This is a genomic window from Longimicrobium sp. (assembly GCF_036399935.1).
Lineage (GTDB): Bacteria > Gemmatimonadota > Gemmatimonadetes > Longimicrobiales > Longimicrobiaceae > Longimicrobium.
The window spans coordinates 137,507-156,990 of the sequence record NZ_DASWMD010000069.1; the positions used below are offsets into that span (position 1 = coordinate 137,507).

Annotated in this window: 18 protein-coding genes; 11 read left to right on the forward strand and 7 right to left on the reverse strand. The window is 68.1% G+C overall.

All coding sequences use genetic code 11. The annotated features are described in order from the left end of the window. Positions 1-387: 387 nt before the first annotated feature. From VGB24_RS21010 to VGB24_RS21035, 6 genes are all read right to left on the reverse strand, one after another. Positions 388-1,755, reverse strand: coding sequence for a sigma-54 dependent transcriptional regulator (locus tag VGB24_RS21010; RefSeq protein ID WP_331074882.1), 1,368 nt, complete (start codon positions 1,753-1,755; stop codon positions 388-390). Between the two features lie 606 nt (positions 1,756-2,361). Beyond that, the gene (locus tag VGB24_RS21015) at positions 2,362-4,065 is read right to left on the reverse strand and encodes a two-component system sensor histidine kinase NtrB (protein WP_331074883.1); all 1,704 of its coding nucleotides are present in this window, start codon (positions 4,063-4,065) and stop codon (positions 2,362-2,364) included. Between the two features lie 184 nt (positions 4,066-4,249). Next, positions 4,250-5,728, reverse strand: coding sequence for a class II fructose-bisphosphate aldolase (locus VGB24_RS21020; RefSeq protein WP_331074884.1), 1,479 nt, complete (start codon positions 5,726-5,728; stop codon positions 4,250-4,252). A gap of 110 nt (positions 5,729-5,838) precedes the next feature. Further along, positions 5,839-7,425: an AMP-binding protein gene (locus VGB24_RS21025; protein WP_331074885.1), complete on the reverse strand. Its 1,587-nt coding sequence runs from the start codon at positions 7,423-7,425 to the stop codon at positions 5,839-5,841. 610 nt (positions 7,426-8,035) lie between these two features. Continuing rightward, a complete protein-coding gene (locus VGB24_RS21030; RefSeq protein ID WP_331074886.1) occupies positions 8,036-8,953 on the reverse strand; it encodes a GNAT family N-acetyltransferase in 918 nt (305 codons plus the stop codon). Positions 8,954-9,057: 104 nt separating this feature from the next. Beyond that, positions 9,058-11,211, reverse strand: a complete 2,154-nt coding sequence (locus VGB24_RS21035) for an efflux RND transporter permease subunit (protein ID WP_331074887.1) — start codon at positions 11,209-11,211, stop codon at positions 9,058-9,060. A gap of 233 nt (positions 11,212-11,444) precedes the next feature. Between VGB24_RS21035 and VGB24_RS21040 the strand changes: the two genes are divergently transcribed. The 7 genes from VGB24_RS21040 (at position 11,445) to VGB24_RS21070 (ending at position 15,571) form a co-directional block, all read left to right on the forward strand. Beyond that, the gene (locus VGB24_RS21040; RefSeq protein ID WP_331074888.1) at positions 11,445-11,873 is read left to right on the forward strand and encodes a YciI family protein; all 429 of its coding nucleotides are present in this window, start codon (positions 11,445-11,447) and stop codon (positions 11,871-11,873) included. Between the two features lie 165 nt (positions 11,874-12,038). Beyond that, entirely contained in the window at positions 12,039-13,193 is a 1,155-nt protein-coding gene (locus VGB24_RS21045) for a PQQ-binding-like beta-propeller repeat protein (protein WP_331074889.1), read from the forward strand. 23 nt (positions 13,194-13,216) lie between these two features. Continuing rightward, positions 13,217-13,354 (forward strand): hypothetical protein, encoded by a 138-nt coding sequence (locus tag VGB24_RS21050; protein WP_331074890.1) that lies wholly within the window; start codon positions 13,217-13,219, stop codon positions 13,352-13,354. Positions 13,355-14,022: 668 nt separating this feature from the next. After that, positions 14,023-14,244 (forward strand): pinensin family lanthipeptide, encoded by a 222-nt coding sequence (locus VGB24_RS21055; RefSeq protein ID WP_331074891.1) that lies wholly within the window; start codon positions 14,023-14,025, stop codon positions 14,242-14,244. Positions 14,245-14,397: 153 nt separating this feature from the next. Then, the gene (locus VGB24_RS21060) at positions 14,398-14,892 is read left to right on the forward strand and encodes a nuclear transport factor 2 family protein (RefSeq protein WP_331074892.1); all 495 of its coding nucleotides are present in this window, start codon (positions 14,398-14,400) and stop codon (positions 14,890-14,892) included. A gap of 101 nt (positions 14,893-14,993) precedes the next feature. Continuing rightward, positions 14,994-15,218 carry a DUF433 domain-containing protein gene (locus tag VGB24_RS21065; protein WP_331074893.1) on the forward strand — a complete coding sequence of 75 codons (225 nt, stop codon included), beginning with the start codon at positions 14,994-14,996 and terminating at the stop codon, positions 15,216-15,218. Beyond that, positions 15,215-15,571: a hypothetical protein gene (locus VGB24_RS21070; RefSeq protein WP_331074894.1), complete on the forward strand. Its 357-nt coding sequence runs from the start codon at positions 15,215-15,217 to the stop codon at positions 15,569-15,571. The genes VGB24_RS21065 and VGB24_RS21070 overlap by 4 nt, the downstream gene beginning before the upstream one ends. Positions 15,572-15,636: 65 nt before the next feature. Here the strand turns inward: VGB24_RS21070 and VGB24_RS21075 are convergent, their stop codons facing one another. Next, positions 15,637-15,810: a hypothetical protein gene (locus VGB24_RS21075; RefSeq protein WP_331074895.1), complete on the reverse strand. Its 174-nt coding sequence runs from the start codon at positions 15,808-15,810 to the stop codon at positions 15,637-15,639. 199 nt (positions 15,811-16,009) lie between these two features. On the opposite strand from VGB24_RS21075, the gene VGB24_RS25515 reads away from it, so the two are divergent. The 4 genes from VGB24_RS25515 to VGB24_RS21090 all read left to right on the forward strand — a co-directional run bounded on the left by VGB24_RS25515 (position 16,010) and on the right by VGB24_RS21090 (position 19,423). After that, positions 16,010-16,279 (forward strand): helix-turn-helix domain-containing protein, encoded by a 270-nt coding sequence (locus VGB24_RS25515; protein ID WP_414676739.1) that lies wholly within the window; start codon positions 16,010-16,012, stop codon positions 16,277-16,279. A gap of 66 nt (positions 16,280-16,345) precedes the next feature. Further along, positions 16,346-17,476 (forward strand): DUF4238 domain-containing protein, encoded by a 1,131-nt coding sequence (locus tag VGB24_RS21080; protein ID WP_331074896.1) that lies wholly within the window; start codon positions 16,346-16,348, stop codon positions 17,474-17,476. Positions 17,477-18,080: 604 nt separating this feature from the next. Then, complete coding sequence (locus VGB24_RS21085) at positions 18,081-19,022, forward strand: Phenylacetic acid catabolic protein (protein ID WP_331074897.1); 942 nt, start codon at positions 18,081-18,083, stop codon at positions 19,020-19,022. Further along, the gene (locus tag VGB24_RS21090; RefSeq protein WP_331074898.1) at positions 19,022-19,423 is read left to right on the forward strand and encodes a metal-sulfur cluster assembly factor; all 402 of its coding nucleotides are present in this window, start codon (positions 19,022-19,024) and stop codon (positions 19,421-19,423) included. The genes VGB24_RS21085 and VGB24_RS21090 overlap by 1 nt, the downstream gene beginning before the upstream one ends. Positions 19,424-19,484 lie beyond the last annotated feature (61 nt).

Here is a 19,484-nt window from a genome sequence, read left to right on the forward strand (position 1 = left end):
TAGGCGCGGCAGCGGCACGGAACCTGGGGCCTCGGCTGTCGACGCGCCTCGGCGGTGAGGTCGTGGCAACTGGCCCTGTACCAGCCTTGGAGCGCTTCGCGGACCGCCGTGCAGTCCCCGGCTGCCCTCTCCCCCGGCCCCTCTCCCGCAAGCGGGGGGGGGGAGAATTCGATCGCGCTTCGGCTGCGCCGTGCGGACGACTCCGGACGCAGATGCGACGCAAACCCCGTTGAAGGCACCCGAAGGTCTCCCCCTCCCCTGCGCAGCGGGGGACGGGGGCCGGGGGGAGGGGCCCACCCGCGGCATGCGAGGCAGCCCGTCGAACCCCGACCGAAGTTCCCCCCTCTCCCGCGCAGTTTGCGGGGGAGGGGCCGGGGGAGGGGGAACCTACTGGTCCATCCCGTACCGCTGCAGCTTTCGGTACAGCGTCGACGGGTCGATCCCCAGCACCTCCGCGGCCTTGGTCTTGTTGCCGCCCTCGGAGTGCAGCACCCAGTGGATGTACGCCCGCTCCACGATCTCAAGCGTGGGGTTGGGCGGAAGCGTGGCCGACACCAGCGGCTGCGCCTGGCGCTGGGTGATGCGCGTCGGCAGCGTGCCCGCCCCGATCTCGCCGCCGTCGGCCGTGAGCACCGCGGCGCGTTCCAGCGCGTTCTCCAGCTCGCGCACGTTGCCGGGCCAGTCGTAGCTCTGCAGCAGCGCCAGCACCTCGGACGAGAGGCGCGGCACGGCGCGCCCGCGCTGGGCGGCAAAGCGGTCCAGAAAGAACTCGGCCAGGATGGGAATGTCTTCCGGCCGCTCCTGCAGCTCCGGCAGCTGCAGCGTGATGACGTTCAGGCGGTAGAACAGGTCGCTGCGAAAGCCGCCGCGGCGGATCTCCTCGTCCAGGTCGCGGTTGGTGGCCGCCATGATGCGCACGTCCACCGGCACCGGCTCCGTCGCGCCCACCGGAATCACCTCGCGCTCCTGCAGGGCGCGAAGCAGCTTCACCTGCAGGGCCGGCGACATTTCGCCTACCTCGTCCAAAAAGAAGCTGCCGCCCTTGGCCGCCACGAACAGCCCCTGCTTGTCGCGCACCGCACCCGTGAACGAGCCGCGCACGTGCCCGAACAGCTCGCTTTCCAGCAGGTTCTCGGGAAGCGCGCCGCAGTTGATGGAGACGAACGGGCCGTCGCCGCGGTCGGAGATGGTGTGGATGTACCGGGCCAGCACCTCCTTGCCCGTTCCCGAGGCGCCCGTGATGAGCACGGTGGAGTCGCTGGGGGCCACCGTTTCCGCCGTCTTCAGCACGTCCACGAAGCGCCGGCTGCGGCCGATGGGGCGCGTGGTGTCGGAGCGGTCGCGGCGGCGGATCTCGGTCTTCAGCGCCTGGTTTTCGCGCTTCAGCTGGCGCGACTCGGCGGCGCGGCGGCAGATGGCGACCAGCTCGTCGTTGCTGAAGGGCTTCTGGATGTAGTAGAACGCCCCCTCGTTCACCGCGCGCATCGCCGTCTGCAGCGACGCCTGCGCGGTCATCAGGATGACGGGGAGGGAGGGGTCTGATTCCTTGGCGGCCATCAGCACCTCCAGCCCGCCGACGCCGGGCATGCGCACGTCGGAAAGCACCACGTCGGGGCGCACGTCGGCGATGCGGTCGATGCCCGCCTGGCCGCCGACGGCCGTTTCCACCTGGAACCCCTCGCGCTTCAGCAGGATGCGCAGGGTGTCGAGGATGCCGACCTCGTCGTCGACGATGAGGATCTTGGGTTCGCTCACGGGATCGCGGTCAGAACGGGAACTACGGTCAGAAGCCACTACGGTCAGGGCAGACGCAAGATCGGGGCGCCGGTTCGGTCGATGGGGTGCGAGAGCGTCCGGCGCAACTTCGGTCGAGGTTCAACTGGCTGCCGCGCATGCCGCGGGAGCCTCCTCCCCCCGGCCCCGCCCCCCGCTGCGCAGGGGAGGGGGAGACCGGAATTGCGCTTCGGCTGACACTGGCGCATGCCCCTGGCAGCCCCCCTCTCCCGGCCTCTCCCCCATAAACCGCATGAGGGAGAGGAGAATTCGATTGCGCTCCGGCTGGCCCCGCGCGCCACACTGGCTCCCTTCCCCCGCGCTGTTTGCGGGGGAAGGGTTGGGGATGGGGGGCGCCGGCCCGAGCACCGAACTGACCCTGACGCGCCCAACTCCGAAGTGTACCCCCTCGCCCACGCTGTTTGTGGGAGAGGGTGGCACGCGTGTCAGCGCGGCCGGGTGAGGGCCCCACGGCAGCCGAGGCCTCGGCTGCCGTGACCGCTGCCGCGCCCAACCGTTTACGTGCCCCAGGCTAGATCCTTCGGCCCGCGACGTGGGTACTGCGGGCCAGTGCGGTGCGCTTGGGCCTCAGGATGACAGGGCTTCTGATGCGGCGTCCGCATCCGTTCGCGACGCCGTGTCCGCGCCCGTGCCGCTCGTGACTGCGCCGACCACGGGAAGGTACAGGGCGAAAGTGGCGCCCCAGCCGTCGCCGCGGGGCTGGTCTACGAAGACCGCGCCTCCGTGCGCCTCGGCCGCGCGCTGCACCAGGGCCAGCCCGAGCCCCGTGCCGCCCGGCCGCAGGGTGAAGAACGGATCGAACACGTGGTCGGCCTCGCCCTCGGGAACCCCCGGGCCCGTGTCCGACACGCGAATGCGGACGGTGCGGGCGCTTCCGCTGCTGGGCGTCAGCAGGTCCGTTTCCAACTGGTCCACCTCCACCTCCACCCGCCCCCCCTGCCCCGCCCACTGCACCGCGTTCAGCGCCAGGTTCAGCACGGCGCGGTGCAGCAGGTCGCCGTCGCCGGCTGTCGCGGCGGTGGCGGCTTCGGGCGACACGGCCAGGTCCACCGTGACCCCCGCCGCCTGGGGGTGGGCGCGCACCACGTCCAGCGCCTGCGTGACCAGGGGAGCAACCTCCACCCGGTCCGTCGCGCGCATCCGTACCCGGGCGAAGTCGATGAACTCCGTCAGCAGGCGGCTCAGCCGGTCCGACTCACGCACCACGAGGCCGCCCAGCACCACCCGGTCGTCGTTGTCGATGCGGTCGCCGGCGAGCTGCTCGGTGGCGCTGCGGATGGACGCCAGCGGGTTCTTGATCTCGTGCGCCAGCGACGCCGACAGCTCGGCGACCGCCTCCAGCCGCTCCGCCCGGCGGTTGAGCTGGTCGATGCGCTTGCGCTCGGTGATGTCCTGGAAGATGGCGGTCACCGACGGCAGCTCGCGCTCGCCGCGCTGGATGAGCGTGGTGCTGACGCCGAAGACCATTCCCGCCTCGGTCTCCTCCGTCTCGAAGCGGCGGATGGCGGCTCGCGTTTCCATCGAGCGGCGGATGACGCTGCCCAGCCCCGGCGCGGTGGCCTCGAGCTTGTCCAGGAAGGGCCGCCCCAGCCAGTCCGAGGCGCGCACCTTCAGCAGGTCGGCGGCAGCAGGGTTGATGAAACCCAGCCGGCCGCGCCCATCCACCGTGATCAGCCCGGTGGCGATGCTGGCCAGCACGTCGTCGGTATCCAGCCGCAGCAGCCGCAGCTCGGCCTCTACCTCGCCCAGCGTGGCGCCGGTCTGCCGCAGCCGGCCGCCCAGGTACCCGGTGGCGAGCGCCACCACGCTGAACAGCACCCCCTGCAGGACCACGGCGAGGTCGACGGTGTGCGCGCTCCACACCACGTCGGCGAAGTAGAGCAGGCTGGCCAGGATGCCGATGAGAATACCGCCGACGAAGGGCAGCAGGATGGCGCCGGCCACGATCACCAGCACGAACAGCGGGGCGAAGTCGCTGTCCTTTCCGCCCGTCAGGTGCACGACGGCGGTCACCAGCAGCACGTCGTACAGGACCTGGCAGTACAGGTAGTTGAGCCCCGGCTCGTGCCGATGGACGTGCGTCCACCAGAACGATCCGGCGGCGAACGTGGCCGAGAAGATCAGCAGGAGCGTGGCGGCCAGCGTGGTGCTGGATGGAGCCTGGTCCCACGCCAGCGCCGCCGCCAGGAAGATTCCCGTGGCCAGGCAGGTGCGCCCCAGGTACACCCACGTCAGCACGCGCCGCGGCTGCGGCAGGCGGCCGGAGGTCATCGTGAGGTCACTGCGGTAAGAACGGTAACTACGGTCACTACGGTACCCGTCGCAAAGGGAACGATGGGAGCGCCGCACGAGAATAGCGGGCCAGAACGGATCGGCGACAGCGTGCGTGCGCCAAAACACGAGAGCCGGCGCCGCCTTAGCGACCCCGGCTCCACCGTGGTTACCGTCGTTATCGTCAGTCCGACAGGTCCCAGTCGTCCGCGGCGGCCTTCATGCGCAGGTCGGCGGGGGTGGCGCGCGGCACTTCGGGAAGCGGCACGTACTTCTGCGCGATGTCCATCGTGTTCTCTACCGCGAGCTGGCGGAAGAGGAAGACGAACTGGTCGTACAGCGCCGCGCGGATCCGCTCGCGGTCCTCTTCGGGCAGGTGCCACAGGTCGCGCTTGAAGTGCCCCAGCGCCTTCTTGCGGGCCTTGTAGATGAACTGCTCTTCGGTGTCGCTGGGCTTGCGCTCGTCCTGGAAGTTCTGCCGGCAGTGCTCGTACATCAGCTCGCGCAGCTCGGACGGCAGGTGGTCGTACAGGATGTTCTGGAAGTTGGTGGCCAGGTGAATCTCGGCCGTTTCCACCGCCGGGAAGTTGCCGAACGCGCTCTGCGGCAGCGTCGACGCGCCGTGCTGCACCGCGCCGGCCAAGCCGTACTCGCGGCGGGAGATGTCCGACAGCGTGCGCAGCGTCTCGAAGTCGATCGCCACGTCGGCGATGGAGCCATCGGGGAGCACGGTGCCGCCGTGCGTGGTGCCCGACTGCACGCTGATCTTGCTCTGCCCCGCCACCGGCTTGCCGACCTTTGCCGACACCTCGGCCAGCGCGCGGACGTAGCCATCCATGTAGGCGCGCAGCTCTTCGGGCGTGCTGTTCTCGGTGCCCACCTCGCCGATCTCGCCGCCGATGCTCACCGTTACCCCCGCCGGCTCGTACTTGCGCACGTACGCCGTCAGCTCGGCGGAGAGGGTGTAGTTCAGGTGCTGCTGCTCGTCGAGCGAGCCCCTGTCCAGGTCGACGAGGGTGCTGGTGTCGATGTCGATGTTGTAGAACCCGGCGTGCAGCCCCTCGCGGATGATGTCCTTCACCGCGCGCAGCTCGGCGTCGGGATCGGCCTTGTACTTCTTGGCGTTCACCTGGAAGTGGTCGCCCTGCACGAACAGCGGCCCCGTCCAGCCTTCCTTGATGGCCGCCGCCATCAGCACCGCCACGTACTCCATCGGCCGCTGGTCGGTGTAGCCGATCTCCGACCGGGCGATCTCGCAGATCAGCGCGCCCACCTTCAGCTCGTTGGCCGCGCGGAAGAGTGAGCGGCCCGTATCGAACGAGGCCGCGCGCACGTTGATGGCGGGCACCGTGAAGCCGGTGATCTCGCCGCGGCCGCGGGCCATGTACAGCTCGTGGATGGACGCCGGGGCGATGCCCACCGCCCGCCCGGCCTGCAGAATCAGCCACCGGGCGGTGTCGCGGCGGTCCTCGTTGTCGGAGAGCGCGGCGTCGTGGGCCAGGCGGTCGATGCCGTCCGCGCGCAGGGCGTCGGCGCTCACCAGTTCGAACGCGCCTGCGTCGCTCACGCGGACGGACTCGCGGACTTCTTCCAGCAACGAGCGAACGGCCGGGCGGGAGAACAGCTCCAGCCCGTCCGCGGTGGTCGCGGCGGTGTTCACCATGATCTCCTCTGGATGGATCGCTTTTTCGGTCGTCAGGGCCGGGCCAGGCCGCGGCGGGCGCTAATGTGCGCGCGCCGCGGGGCAGCGGCAAGATGCGCGCTAGGCGGCGATCAGCCGGCCCTTCCGTCCAGCAGGCGGCGGAGCGCCGCGATGTCCGTCTTCGATGCGTGCCGGGGATCGCGGGGGATGCGGCGGAACGCGCGGATCTCGTCCAATAGCATCGGGCCCAAGGCGGCGCGGATCGCGTCCTGCTCCGCTGGGGTGAGCGTGCCGGACGCCGTCTCCACGCACAGCACCGCGCGGTGTCCCAGTTCCGCATCGGTGATGCCGAGGTAGGCGGCGTGGTGCACGCCGGGGACGTCCAGTGCCCGCGCCTCCGCTGCCCCGCCCCACCAGGTCTGCCCGTCGCGCCGCACCCGCTCTGCGACGCGTCCCATCAGCCAGAGCCTGCCCTGCGTGTCCATCCACGCGGCGTCGCCGGTGCGATGCCAGACCCGGCTGCCGTCGCGGATCTTGTTCAGGCGCTCGGCATCGGGATCGTTCAGGTAGCCGGCGAGCACGTGCGATCCCGCGACCGCCACCTCGCCCACCTCGCCCGGCCCGACTTCCCATCCCGCGGTTCCATCGGCGCCGAGGGTGATCGGCCCGTCGTGGGGGCGGAGCAGCTTCACATCGACCTCCGGCACCGGCGAGCCGACGCAGATGCCCTCCGGCCGCTCGGCCTCGATCCCCCGCTCCATCGCGGCGAGCATCTCGCGCGCATCGATGCCGGCGATCGGCTCGGCCTCGCTGCTGCCGTAAACCACGCCGACGTCGCCATCCGCCACCGCCGCCAGGAGCCGGGCGAGCGGCGGAAGGACGGGCGCGCCGCCGGTGAACATCGCGCGCAGGGGAATGCGGTTGCCCGTCTCGGCGCACCAGCGGCCGAGGCGGTCGTAGAACGCGGGCGAGCCGCTGCTGGTGGTGACGCCCTCGTCCCGCATCTGCCGATGGATGGGCGCGGGGTCGATCTCGGCCGGGCGGCGCGGGTCGAAGTCGGGAATCACGCTGGGAGTGCCGCTCGCCAGGTTGTTGAGGACGAAGACGGGCAGCGTGGGCATGTCGATGTCGCCCTCGTGGGGACGGAGGTGCGCCGCGAGCGCCCGGTGCTGCGCCCACAGGAACTCGTGCGAGCGCGCCGCCGCCTTGGGCGCGCCGGTGCTGCCCGTGGTAAAGGTGACGAGCGCCGGCGCGGAGCCCTCGACCACGATGGCGTCCCCCACCCCGCCCGCCTCGTACCGCTGCAACGAGAGGAGCCGCCCGCCCGCGACGAGGTGGATGGGAATGCGGCGCACGGCGGGGCTCACCAGCCGCAGCAGGTGCGCCTTGGGGGTACCGATGAATGCCTTTGGATTCGCGATGCGCACCGCGGCATCCAACCGCCGCCGGTCTGCCCACGCGTCGACGAACACCGCCGTGGCGCCGCGATGCAGGCAGGCGAGCAGCGCCACGTACAGGTCCGCCGACATGGGCACGAACAGCAGCACCGAGTCCCCTGGGCCGATGCCGCGCTGGGCCAAGCCGCCCGCCAGCGCGCGCACCCGGCGGTCCAGCTCGCCGAAGGTTGTGCGACGGGTACGGCGCCCGGTGCCTTCTACGATGGCGGGGCGCTCCGGGTGCCGGGCGGCACGCTCGCTCAGGCGCGCGGCGATGTTCACGGCGCCCCACCCCGCGGCCCCCTCCCCGCACAAACTACGTGCGGAGAGGGGGAGAAGGGCGGCGTTGGGCGGGGTGGCGTGACGCTACCGCGCCCAAGCTGAGAGGTGGCGCAAGCTAGATCCTTCGGCGCGCGTGGGGTGTGCCGCGGGAGAGTGTGGCGCGCCTGCGTCTCAGGATGACATCGGGTGCGCGCCCATCCTTCTTTGAGGCGTGAGCAACAATCAGCGGCACCCGGCGCTAAGGTCTCCCCCTCCCCTGCGAAGCGGGGGAGGGGGCCGGGGGGAGGGGGCTGCCGTAGCATGCAAGGCACTCCATCGAACCCCGACCGAAGTTCCCCTCTCTCCCGCGCAGTTTGCGGGGGAGAGGCCGGGGGAGGGGGCTGCCGTAGCATGCGAGGCACTCCATCGAACCCCGACCGAAGTTCCCCTCTCTCCCGCGCAGTTTGCGGGGGAGAGGCCGGGAGAGGGGGCTGCCGCAGCATGCGAGGCACCCGATCGAACCCCGACCGAAGTTCCCCTCTCTCCCGCGCAGTTTGCGGGGGAGAGGCCGGGAGAGGGGGCTGCCGTAGCATGCGACGCGCCCCATCGAACCCCCACCTGCCGCCGTCCATCAATCCACCAGCTCGTACAGCGCGTACCGCCGGAACACACGCGCGCTGTGGCGGCTGATGCGAACGGACTCGTTGTCCGCCTGCATTAGCGCGTGGATCACCGATCGATACCCCTTCTCGTGCGCCACCCGCCGCACTTCATCCGTAAGAAACGTCCCCAACCCGAGTCCTCGCGCCGCCGGTGCCGACGCCAGCGTCTTCAGCACCACGCGTGTGGGCGGCCCGCCCGGCGCGGCGGAGAGCAGGTCCGGGAACGCGAACACGAACCCGAGCAGCCGGCCGTCCGCATCCTCCGCCAGGCGCACCATCTCCGGATCCAGCAGCGGCCGCAGCGGCATGTAGCGCGCGCGGAACTCGTCGAACTCGATCGGCGAGTAGAACAGGTTTTCCGCGAACGCGGTGCGGCTCAGCTCAAAGATCGCGCGCAGCTCGTCGTCGAACCGGTCCGGGTCCAGCGCGCGGATGGTCGCCCCGCGCGCCCTCACCCGCTCCGCCAGTTCGTCCCGCCGTGGGTCGGCGGCGGCGAGATCCTCCACGATCGCGCTCTCATAGGTCGCGATCACCCGAAAGCCGGCTTCCTCGAAATCCGCCGGATAGTCAGGCGGGTTCCACGGCTCGGAAAGGAACGGCGGCTCGGCGTCGCCCTCCTCCTCCGTACTGGGCGGCAGCGCCAGACGGTAGCGCCCCCACGTGCTGCCATTGATCGGCCCCAACGCGTGGAACCTGTGCCCGACGCACACGCGGATCACGGCTTCGTCGAGCAACCACACGCCGGCCGAGCGATCGGTGCGCTCATAGTGGCCGATCAGCGCGCACGGGCCGGGAACATCCCCAGCATCCTGCGCGGTGCCGTACGACAGCCTTGCGACAGGAGCGCCACCGCGGAACGCCACCAGGCATTGCATGCCCGCGGGCACCGGCTCGTCGGGCGTAGGATAGGCCACATCTTCGCGCACCGCGTGAAAGGCCGCCATGCGCGGGTCGTCGGGCCCGAACTCTTGAACCGTCGGTTCCTCGGTTTTCATCCGTTCCTGGCGACGTCCGGATGGATCCCGCTGCTCGCCTTGCGGCCGAAGAGCAGGAGCACGGGAAGAAGAAAGAGGTCAGCGAGCATCGCTCCGACGATGGAAAGCGAGGCCACGATGCCGAAGTAGGCGATGGATTGCGAGCTGCTCGTCGCCAGCACCGCGAACCCGATGGCGAGTACCATCGACGCGAAGACGACGGCGCGCCCGGTCTCGCGGTACGTGCGCCCGACCGCCTCCTCGCGCGAAAGCCCGGCCTGCCGCTCGGACCGGTAGCGAAAGAGAAAGTGGATGGTGTCGTCCACGGCGATCCCCAGCACGATGGCGCCGATGGTGGCCGTTGCGATGTCCAGCGGAATGCCCGTCCATCCCATGATGCCGAAGACGAGCGCCACGGGAAACAGGTTCGTCGGCACGGCGGCCAGGGTCAGCGGCAGCGAGCGGAGGAGGAGGCCCACCATCGCGAAGACGATCACGGTGGAGATCGCCAGCCCCCAGATGGTCCCGCTGACCACGTAGTCCACGATGCGCAGGTACAGCGGCAGATAGCCCGACGCGCGCACGGTGACTCCGTCGGGGAGCACCCGGTCGCCCTCCATCTCCAGCGCGCGCACCGTCCCGGCGAACCCGCGCGTGCTGGTCATCGGCACGAACGCCGTGACGCGCGCCTCACGCCCGTCGGCCGACAGGAAGGGGCCCCCGGGTTTCGCCCGCAGATCCGCCACGCCGAACGTCCGGCCGACGTCGGGGCGCGCCTCGGCCCGGCGCTGCCACTCGGCGATGCCCTGGATCACCTGCGCGTTCAGCACGCCGCCCGGCGCGCGCACGACGAACTCCAGCGGCGTATAGTTGCCGGCGTTCTGCTCGATCCAGCGGCTGTCGGTCCGCGCCACGTGGTCCGGCGGCAGCAGTTCGATGGTGTACGTGTCCGCCCTCACCCGCGCCGCGCCCGCGAGCAGGACGGCGGTGATGATCGTCATCGACCCCAGCACGGCCCAGCGTCGGCGGGTGACGTGGGTGGAAAGCGCGGCGAGCGCGCGATCCAGGCGGTCGCCCTGTGGCCGCTCGGGTGGGGGCGGCACGTCCCAGATGGCCAGCGCCGCCGTGCCGACCAGCAGCGTCATCACCCACAGCACCAGCATGCTAATGGCCGCGAACACGCCCAGGTCGCGGATGGCTGGCATCCGCGAGCTGGCCAGCGCCAGGAATCCCGCCGCGGTGGTGAGCGCGGTGAACAGGTTGGGACGCGCCACCCAGGCCGCGCTGCGTGCCACCAGCTCGCGCCTCGCGTCCCTGTCCAGCGCGCCCGCCGCCCGCCGCTCCGCGTAATAGTGGGAGACCAGGTGGATGGCATCCGAGAGGCCGATCACCAGCACCAGCATGGGAAGGATGCTGGTCACCTGCGTGAACGGGCGGCCCGTGAGCACGAACAGCCCGGTGGTCACAGACGAGACCACGACTGGCGGGATGAGCGCGATGGCCACCGCCCGCCAGCGGCGCAGGGCCACCCACAGCAGCACGCCCATCACCAGGAAGGCGATGCCCAGGTAGAACCCGCTGTCCTTGATGGTCTGCCGGTTCAGCGCATCGTACAGCACGCCGATGCCGGCGAAGTGCGCCGGCCGGCCCGCGGCGCCCAGCGTGGCCGCGACCTCCGCGCGGATGCGGTCCAGGATGTCGCCGCGCACCGCGTCGATGTCGTCGCGCGCGGCCATCTGCACCAGCAGCGTCGCCGTCCGCCCATCCTCCGAGACGAGCCCGGCCTTCTGCAGGTACGCGCGCGCCTGCGCCCCGCGGCCCAGGCTGTCGGCCAGGAGGGCGGGCGCCGTCACCAGCTGCACGCCGTCGATGCGCCGCAGCCGGTCCGCCGTCCGCCGCTGAAGCTGCGCCTCGTCCGCGGCCAGCGCGTCGCCGGGCGCGCGGTAGGCGATGGCGACCACCTCGTCGTTCGCGAACTCGCGCACGAACTGGCGGTAGCGCACCAGCGCCGGATCGTCGTCCACGAACCACACCGACAGCGAGTTGTCGGGCTTCAGCGCCGCCCCGGCCATCACCAGCGGCGCCACGGCCACCAGCAGCGCCAGGAGCGTCGTCCGCGGGCGGGTGGCGACGAGCTTCAGGATGCGGTAGAGGCGAGAGTGCGGCGGCATGGCGGGCGGAAGAGGAGGCGCGCGGGGCGGAGTGGGAAACATAGTGTCCGCGGTGTTGCCGCGACACAATCCCGGGCACTGGACGTCTGGCCCGGCGCCTGGCGAATGGCTACCGTTCCGGCGTGTCGATGATCGCGGACGATCGAGTTGTCGATTTGGCCGATGCTCGTTCGTCGCATGGATAGAACGGGGACGAACCCCGGCCACCAACCTACCAATCAGGAGCGGAAGCAATGCGAGTCATGGTGATCGTAAAGGCCAGCGCGGACTCGGAAGCCGGCGTGATGCCGCACGAGGATCTGCTCGTGGCGATGGGCGCCTACAACGAGGAGCTGGTGAAGGCAGGGATCATGCTGGCCGGCGAGGGGCTGCACCCCAGCAGCCGCGGCAAGCGGGTGCGCTTCACCAGCGGGGGCCACACGGTGATCGATGGCCCGTTCTCGGAAACCAAGGAGCTGGTCGCCGGCTTCTGGCTCTGGCAGGTGAGCTCGATGGAGGAGGCGGTGGAGTGGGCACGGCGCTGCCCCAACCCCATGCCCGGCACCGAGGCCGAGCTCGAGATCCGTCCGGTGTTCGAGAACGAAGACTTCGGCGAGGCGTTCACGCCGGAGATGCAGGAGCTGGAAGACCGCCTTCGCGCCGAGGTCGCCGCGCGCCAGTAGCCGCTGCTCGCCGCCCATGATGAATCGATGCCGCGGGGTACGCCTAAGCTGCTCCGCGGTATTATCTTACAAGGAGTTCGGTCCAACTTGGGTGTCTTGTTACGCACCTGCTGCTTTGGGCAGCGGGCGCAAGGCTCGCGGCGACTCCGGCCAGGCGGTATGAACGTGGAATCCTCTTCGAAAGCACGCGGCGGCACGGTTCTGCTGGTGGCCGCTCTCCTGCTGGCCGCGTGCGAATCGATTTTCACACCCGAGGAGTGGGGCGACGTGCCTCGCCTGTGGCGGACGGCGTACACGCACGATTACTCGTTCTCCGGCGTCCCGGCCGTGGAGGGCGAGCGGGTATTCGGAGGCATCGCGGGTGACGCCGTCGCCTTCGATGCGGGGACGGGCAGGGTGCTGTGGCGCACGCGGGTGCGGGGGACGAACACGTCGGTGGCCTCGCGCAACATCGTGGCTCGCGACGGACAGGTGTTCCTTTCCGAGCCCGACGGCGTTTACTCGCTGGATGCCGCCACGGGCGCCATCCGCTGGCGCTTCCACCCGCCCCAGCAGGCCGACTTCGCCCGCAGCGCGCTGGATGAACGGGCGTTCTACGTGGGCACCTGGGGCCGCCACGTCTACGCGCTGGCCCGTGCGGACGGCGCGGTGCTCTGGAGCGTGGACCTGGGCCCCGACTGGCCCGCCACCGATCAGCAGCGGGTCAACGGCATCACCGCCGCGGGCGACACGCTGTACGTTTCGGCTCAGCGCATGGTGCAGGGGCTCAACACCTCGCACGTGACGGGGCTGGTAGTCGCCCTCGAGACGGGGACGGGGCGAGAGATCTGGCGCTACGAGAGTCCCGATCCCAAGAACGAGAACGTCATCCTCGCGGCTCCGGCGGTCACGGGCTCACGCGTTCTGGTGGTGGAGGGCGGACGCCTGGCCTTTGCCGTCGGGCTGGACCGGGCCACGGGCCGCGAGGTCTGGCGAACGCCGCTGTCGGGCAGCAGCGGCATCGACCACGAGCTGGTCGTCATCGGGGGCATTGCGTACGGCGGATCCAGCGACACCTACGTTTGGGCGTTCGACGTGGAGACGGGCCGGGTGATCTGGAAACGCCCGAGTCGCGGGTCCAGCATCCATTCCCTGTCGGCGTGTGGCGATTGGCTCCTGGCAAGCGGGCTTGGACTGGTGGTGATGGATCGGCAGACGGGAGAGGTGCTCGCCTCCCGAAGCAACCGGGAAGAAGAGTTCATCACCTCCGGCTTCGCCGTCCAGGGATACCGGTTCTTTGCGTTCAGTACCAAGGCGGCGTACGGCTTCCGCTGCCGGTAGTGCACCCTCTGCCCTGGACAGCCATGCATCGCAACGTCGCGCTCATCCACCGGTTCTACGACTCGTTCTCGGCGCTGGACGAGGATTTCGGCGAGGCGTTCACGCCGGAGATGCAGGAACTGGAAGACCGCCTTCGCGCCGAGGTGGCCGCGCGCCAGTAGAACCCCGGCGCCATGTACGTCGGGCGCTGACGAAGAATCCCGCGGGGCACCCGGAGTGCACCGCGGGATTCATCGCAAAATCTTCTTGCATAATTCACGACACTCCGTGAGATTGGAAGATCGTTGGACTCAGGCCCTCCCCTCCCCTATCACGGAGCTCCCGATGCGCAAGTTGAAGCTGGAATCGTTGCAGGTGGAGTCGTTCGAGACCGCGCCGGCCCCGCGTGAGCGCGGAACCATGTACGCCCACCAGCCCCCGCCCACGAAGCGAGACTGTGGTCCCGACACCAACGCGGACATGGATTGTACCTTCGGCTGCTCGACCCAGGTCTACTGCGAGACTGAGTACTGCGAGACTGTGTACTGCGAGACCCTCGGCTGCGAGACCAATGGGTGCGAGACTGTGTACTGCGACACCTCGTACTGCGGCTGACCCGCGGTACATGCGAGAAGAGGGGATGCTGCCAGCGGCATCCCCTCTTCTCGTTGAATCGCGTTGTCACCCGCCGCACCACCTTCACCGCGCCGCGCTTGTGGACGGTCAGGCCCGCGGGGCGCCTAGACCGATCCACGGGATCCAGCGCGGTGGCTTGAATAATTTCCGCCAATCCGTGAGATTGGGTGGCCTGCATCCGCAGGCACTCCCCTTTCCCGGTACGGAGCCCCCAATGCGCAAGCTGAAGCTGGAATCACTGCAGGTAGAGTCGTTCGAAACCGCGCCGGCCGCGCGTCAGCGCGGAACCATGCACGCCCACCAGCAGCACCACACCATCGAGACCTACGACATCGAAGAATGTGGCGACACCCGGTACTTCGACTGCACGTTCGGCTGCTCGGTCAACACCGACTGCGCCGCGGGCTGTGGCGAGACCGGCTTCGACTGCGCATAATTACGGATGGATCGGGGAGCGTGCGCAAAGCTTCACCTGCGCACGCTCCCGATCCTTGCAGTATCTCCCCACTGAAGCACAATTCTCTCCGCGACCCGTCGCTCGCCGCACCATCCTGTCGAACAGCAGGCCCACCTCTGCCGCGGGAACGCCATGCATCCCAACGTCGCGCTCATCCATCGGTTCTACGACTCGTTCTCGGCACTGGACGCGGCGGGGATGGCGGCGTGCTACCACCCGGAGGTCGTCTTCAGCGACCCCGCGTTCGGCGAGCTGCGCGGGCCGGAGGCGGGCGCCATGTGGGCCATGCTCTGCGCCCGCGCCACGGACCTGGAGGTCACCGCCAGCAACGTGCAGGCCGACGAGGAGCGCGGCCGCGCGCACTGGGATGCGCGCTACACCTTCGGGCAGACGGGGCGAAAGGTGCTCAACCAGATCGACGCGGAATTCGAGTTCCGCGACGGGCTGATCGTGCGCCACACCGACACGTTCTCGTTCTGGAAGTGGGCGCGCCAGGCGCTGGGCCCCGCCGGCCTGGCGCTCGGCTGGACGCCCCCGCTGCAGAACAAGGTGCGCTCGATGGCGCGGCAGGGACTGGACAAGTACATGCGCGAGAGCGGCACCGGCGCGAATGCGGAGCCGACCTGACCCGGCAACGTCCGTCGCCGGCCGCTACGGAGTGTGCCGACGACGACCACCACGTTAGATTGATCGGAGCGTCTGGCCGTTAACTCCTCGGAGCAGGAGCCATGAAGCAACGATCGTTCGTCCACAGTCATCCCGAAATCGTGAGCGGAGAACCTGTTTTCGTAGGGACGCGCGTCCCTGCTCGGAATCTGCTTGAGTGGATCGAGGGCGGATCCACGATTGATGAATTCCTCGACAACTTCCCGTCTGTCACACGTGAACAGGTGGTCGGCTTTCTAGGACAAGCGGCCGAAGACTTCCTGTCCAAGGTGCCTGAAGCCGCGTGAAGGAGGACCAGCAAACCCCAAAGCGCGTCCTCCTGGACGAAATGCTTCCGCGGCTGCTCGCGCGGGAGCTGCCTGGCCACGAGGTTACGACGGTCACTCAGGCAGGGTGGACGGGTACGGTGAACGGTCAGTTGCTCCTACGAATGGAGAACGCGGGGATCGACGTTTTCATTACCGCCGATCGGAAGATGCAGTACCAGCAGACGCTCACCGGCAGGCGCTTCGGTGTAGTGGTCCTCGCGCTGGGCGGGACGAAGCTGGAAACTCTGAAGCCCTTCGCGGACGCTATCCGGCTCGCGGTTGAGCGCGTCGCAGTCGGAGAGTTGATCCAAGTCGGCCCGCACTACCGATAATCTGCTTGATCAAGAACGGCAGCCGAGGCCAAGCGAGCCGCGGCTGCCGTCATTGTTATCCCTGGTCACGCCGTCAGCCGCCGCACCACCTCCGCCGCGCCGCGCTTGTAGACGGTCAGGCACACCAACTCGCCTTGGGGATCGATCACCATCCAGTCCCGGTATGCGTGGCGCTTCTTGATCGTGTAGGCGGTCTGCTGCTCTGGCGCGGGCGCTTCGGGCTTCTGCTTGGTAGGCATGCTGGTCTCCGTTGGGCTTGACCCTTGCCGCCCGGCAGGGCTACACTTGCGGTAGCGGGCGGCCTTCGGGTCTGTTCGCTGGTGAGGCTGGCCGGTACTTCTTCGCGGGAGAACGGTCAGCCTTTTCTTTGTCCCTGCTGGTCACTAAGATACTAAACCAGGGGCAGGAAGTCAAGTGTAACGATAACCCTAAACCACCATGGATGCAGCGAGCGAACGGGCACGATTCAGGGATGCCGTTGATCGGCTTCGGCAGTCCTGCGGCTACTCGATGGACGAAGTCGCGCAGGAGTTCGGTGTAAGCCTGAACCTCGCCCACCGTTGGCGAGCCGAAACGGGTCGTCACAAACCCCGCGCGGGCTGGGAATCAATATTGGCTGGGATGGCGGAGCGTGGCGCCGCCGCAAACCGGGAGCGGGCGGACGGGGCGGAGCGGCTGGCCGCCGAGTTACGGGACAAAGACCATTAACTGCGGGCACCGCGTGAGCGTGGTGTGCAGAGACTCGGATTGTTGGCTGAATGGTGGAGAAGGGGCATGAGCAAACGAAAACACCATTTTGTTCCGCGGTTCTATCTAAAGGCATTCGCTAGTGCCCCGAAACGGATACACCTCTACAACCTCCGCCGCGGTCGCGCGATCGACAACGCGAGCTTGGCGGATCAGTGCTACCAGCACCGGTTTTACGGCCCAACTGAGGACCTTGAAAACGCTCTGATGGCGATGGAGAACAAAATCGCTCCTGTGGTTCGATCAACTGCCGAAAATCGATCTCTGCCCTTAGACTCGGCAGATCGGGATTGGCTACTCACGTTTGTAGCGCTCCAATCGCTTCGAACAGCAGCGGCTGCCAACGAGGTGAAGACCAGTGCGGATCTATTTGCAGAGGCCGTCTGGCGGCCTGGCGTGGAAGGGCGGGATTCAGGGATCGAGGAAATGAGGATTGACGAGCATGAGGCAGTCCTGCTTTCGCTTAGCAGTTTCGGGGATATCTTGGCTGGGATAGTCGATCTTCAGGTGCACCTCGTATGCACCCCAGAAACGACCCCTTTCGTAACGAGCGACAATCCGACGTATCGGTATAACTTATATTGTGAGGGTATCAGGGATCGAGGCACGGTGGGATGGGCTCAGCGAGGCTTTCAAATCTTCGTTCCACTTTCTCCGACGACGTTGCTCCTTCTCTCCGATGCAAGCGTTTACAAGATCGGCAGTCGAAAATCACCGGACGTTGTGCACGCCTCAGCAGGCGACGTGCGAACTCTCAACCGGCTGCAGTTCCTGAGCGCCGACGAGAATGTGTACTTCCATGCGTGGACGCTGGCGCAGCACTGTCGAGACCTGAACCTAGAAACTCGGCGCCTTCGCGATAACGGTGGAGCGAGAGTCTTGGAATTCATCGACAAAGAGGATGCAAATCATGGATTACTTCACTCGTTCCAGCAGATGCCTGATCTGAAACTTCAGCTATCATTCATGAGCATCCGTCGGAGTGCTAGACGCGTTCCGCTGTTCAATCGACCGGAAGTGCTTAGGGGGCTGGGTGATGATGGTGTTCGGGCCAAAACCGTAATGCGACCAAATGATGCTGACCATCATGTCTTCGTCCGCGCTGATTCGCCATCAAATCAGAATTTTCCGAGCCGTCATAGCCCGCGCCAGCGGTGAGGAAGTGTGATTGTACCAAGCAAACCTACGTAGGGAAAGGCACGCACCCGCCTCGACCGTGAACGCAGACGCAGGTAGCGGTCAATCTGGGTCTCACGGTTTTTCCGGGCCGCTGAATCCGCCGTTGCGAGCTTGGCGGTTACGTTTGTCAGCCTCGCGGTCCGCCTCATCGCGCGTTGCGAATGGCCCCGCCACCGACCCGACCGGCTGGTCTGGGAAAGCCTGTGCGCGCGCGACTGAGTAGTGCGCGGGCTCGCCGTTCCGGCCCGGTGTTTCGTAGACCTGCCAAGCCGTCATGCGACCATCTTCCATCGGTTCCCCCCCGGTACGTGTTCACGCGCATTCCACCAGACGCAACTAGCCCTCCACCTTCCGCACCTAACCGCCAGACCGGCGGCGCCGTTACATTCGCATTGACCGCCCGGATGGCCCCGCTTGACACCCCCGCCCGCCCGGCCTTACGTTCCCGCTTCCCGAACGGCCGTTCGAACGATCGTTCGATAGAGTTGCGGCACGGAAACGGCGGAGGGCTCCGGCCCACCGCCGCTCGCCGTGAGCGCACCCTGAGAAACTGAGCCCTTCGCCCCCGCACGGAGACGAACGGATGGCCCGCTATACCGAAGAAGAGCTGAAGGAAAAGGTCCACAACGGCTTCATCGTCGAGTATCCCGACGAGATGACTGAGGGCTACCGGAAAGCGTTGATCGTGCAGCTGATGGTGCAGGCCGACACGGAGCTCGTCTCCGCGCCGGCGTACTTCGGCGCGGCCAAGGACGCCCCGTCGACGAACACGATGGTCAGCGCCACGGCCATCATCCAGGACGAGCTGGCGCACGCCAACATCGCCTACCGCCTGCTGGAAGACCTGGGGCTCGACAAGGAGCAGCTGGTGTACGGCCGGCAGCCGCACGAGTTCAAGCATCCGTACGGCTTCGACCATCCGCTGGAGAACTGGGCGGAGCTCGTGGTCGCCAACGGCCTGTACGACCGCGCGGGGATCACGCTGCTGGGCGACGTCTTCAAGAACACGTCGTACGGCCCGCTGAAGCGCGCGCTGGTGAAGGTGGACCAGGAAGAGACCTTCCACCTGCGCCACGGCGAGATGTGGATGAAGCGCCTGGCCAACGCGGGCGGCGAGGCCAAGGAGCAGATCCAGCGCGCGGTAGACTGGATGTTCCCCATGGCGGTGGAGTGGTTCGGCCTGCCCGACGACATGAAGCGCCACTCGGGCCAGCTGGACTACAAGCTCAAGGGGATGACCAACGACGAGCTCCGGCAGACGTGGATGAAGTCCACCGTCCCGCTGTGCGAGGGGCTGGGCATCGACGTGCCCGCGCACTGGAGCGAGGACGAGCAGAAGTTCGTGCTGGACTTCGCCTTCCCCTGCCAGTACGACGAAGACGAGAAGCGCTGGCTGTTCGGCGAGGGCCAGATCAGCTGGGAGGCCGTGTTCGAGCGCTGGAAGCGCCGCGGCCCGGCCAACAAGCAGTTCATCGAGGCCATCCAGGACGGCCGCGGCTTCCGCGCCCAGCTGGCCGCCGCCTGATGGCCTGCGCCACGAGCCCCGACCGGTTCAGGGAGGCGGACGGCGGCGTCGCCGTTCTCGACGAGCCACGCCCCTATCCCGTTCCCCCCGAGGCGCGCACCGGCCCGCTGTGGAACGCGCTGCGCGAGGTGATGGATCCCGAGATCCCCATCTCGCTGGTGGACCTGGGGCTGATCTACGACGTGCGCCAGGACGGCGGATCGGTGGAGGTGGACCTTACGTTCACCGCCACGGCCTGCCCCTGCATGGCATTCATCCACTACGACATCCAGGACCGCCTGCAGCGCGAGCCGGGCGTTGACGAGGTAAAGGTGATCGAGACCTGGACCCCGGCGTGGACCAAGTCGCGGATTTCGCCCGAAGGCAGGGCGGCGCTGAAGACCTTCGGCGTGTCGATGTAAACGAAGAAGTGCGGAAGTGCGTGAGTGCGTTAGTGCGGGAGTAAACTGCACGAGGCGCCAC

Excerpts from the sequence above, each read along its gene's own strand:
- VGB24_RS21080 (WP_331074896.1), top strand. The coding sequence starts at position 16,346 with ATGAGCAAACGAAAACACCATTTTGTTCCGCGGTTCTATCTAAAGGCA.
- VGB24_RS21050 (WP_331074890.1), top strand. The coding sequence starts at position 13,217 with ATGCATCGCAACGTCGCGCTCATCCACCGGTTCTACGACTCGTTCTCG.
- VGB24_RS21085 (WP_331074897.1), top strand. The coding sequence starts at position 18,081 with ATGGCCCGCTATACCGAAGAAGAGCTGAAGGAAAAGGTCCACAACGGC.
- VGB24_RS21075 (WP_331074895.1), bottom strand. The coding sequence starts at position 15,810 with ATGCCTACCAAGCAGAAGCCCGAAGCGCCCGCGCCAGAGCAGCAGACC.
- VGB24_RS21060 (WP_331074892.1), top strand. The coding sequence starts at position 14,398 with ATGCATCCCAACGTCGCGCTCATCCATCGGTTCTACGACTCGTTCTCG.
- VGB24_RS21035 (WP_331074887.1), bottom strand. The coding sequence starts at position 11,211 with ATGCCGCCGCACTCTCGCCTCTACCGCATCCTGAAGCTCGTCGCCACC.
- VGB24_RS25515 (WP_414676739.1), top strand. The coding sequence starts at position 16,010 with ATGGATGCAGCGAGCGAACGGGCACGATTCAGGGATGCCGTTGATCGG.
- VGB24_RS21090 (WP_331074898.1), top strand. The coding sequence starts at position 19,022 with ATGGCCTGCGCCACGAGCCCCGACCGGTTCAGGGAGGCGGACGGCGGC.
- VGB24_RS21055 (WP_331074891.1), top strand. The coding sequence starts at position 14,023 with ATGCGCAAGCTGAAGCTGGAATCACTGCAGGTAGAGTCGTTCGAAACC.
- VGB24_RS21020 (WP_331074884.1), bottom strand. The coding sequence starts at position 5,728 with ATGGTGAACACCGCCGCGACCACCGCGGACGGGCTGGAGCTGTTCTCC.
- VGB24_RS21040 (WP_331074888.1), top strand. The coding sequence starts at position 11,445 with ATGCGAGTCATGGTGATCGTAAAGGCCAGCGCGGACTCGGAAGCCGGC.
- VGB24_RS21065 (WP_331074893.1), top strand. The coding sequence starts at position 14,994 with ATGAAGCAACGATCGTTCGTCCACAGTCATCCCGAAATCGTGAGCGGA.
- VGB24_RS21015 (WP_331074883.1), bottom strand. The coding sequence starts at position 4,065 with ATGACCTCCGGCCGCCTGCCGCAGCCGCGGCGCGTGCTGACGTGGGTG.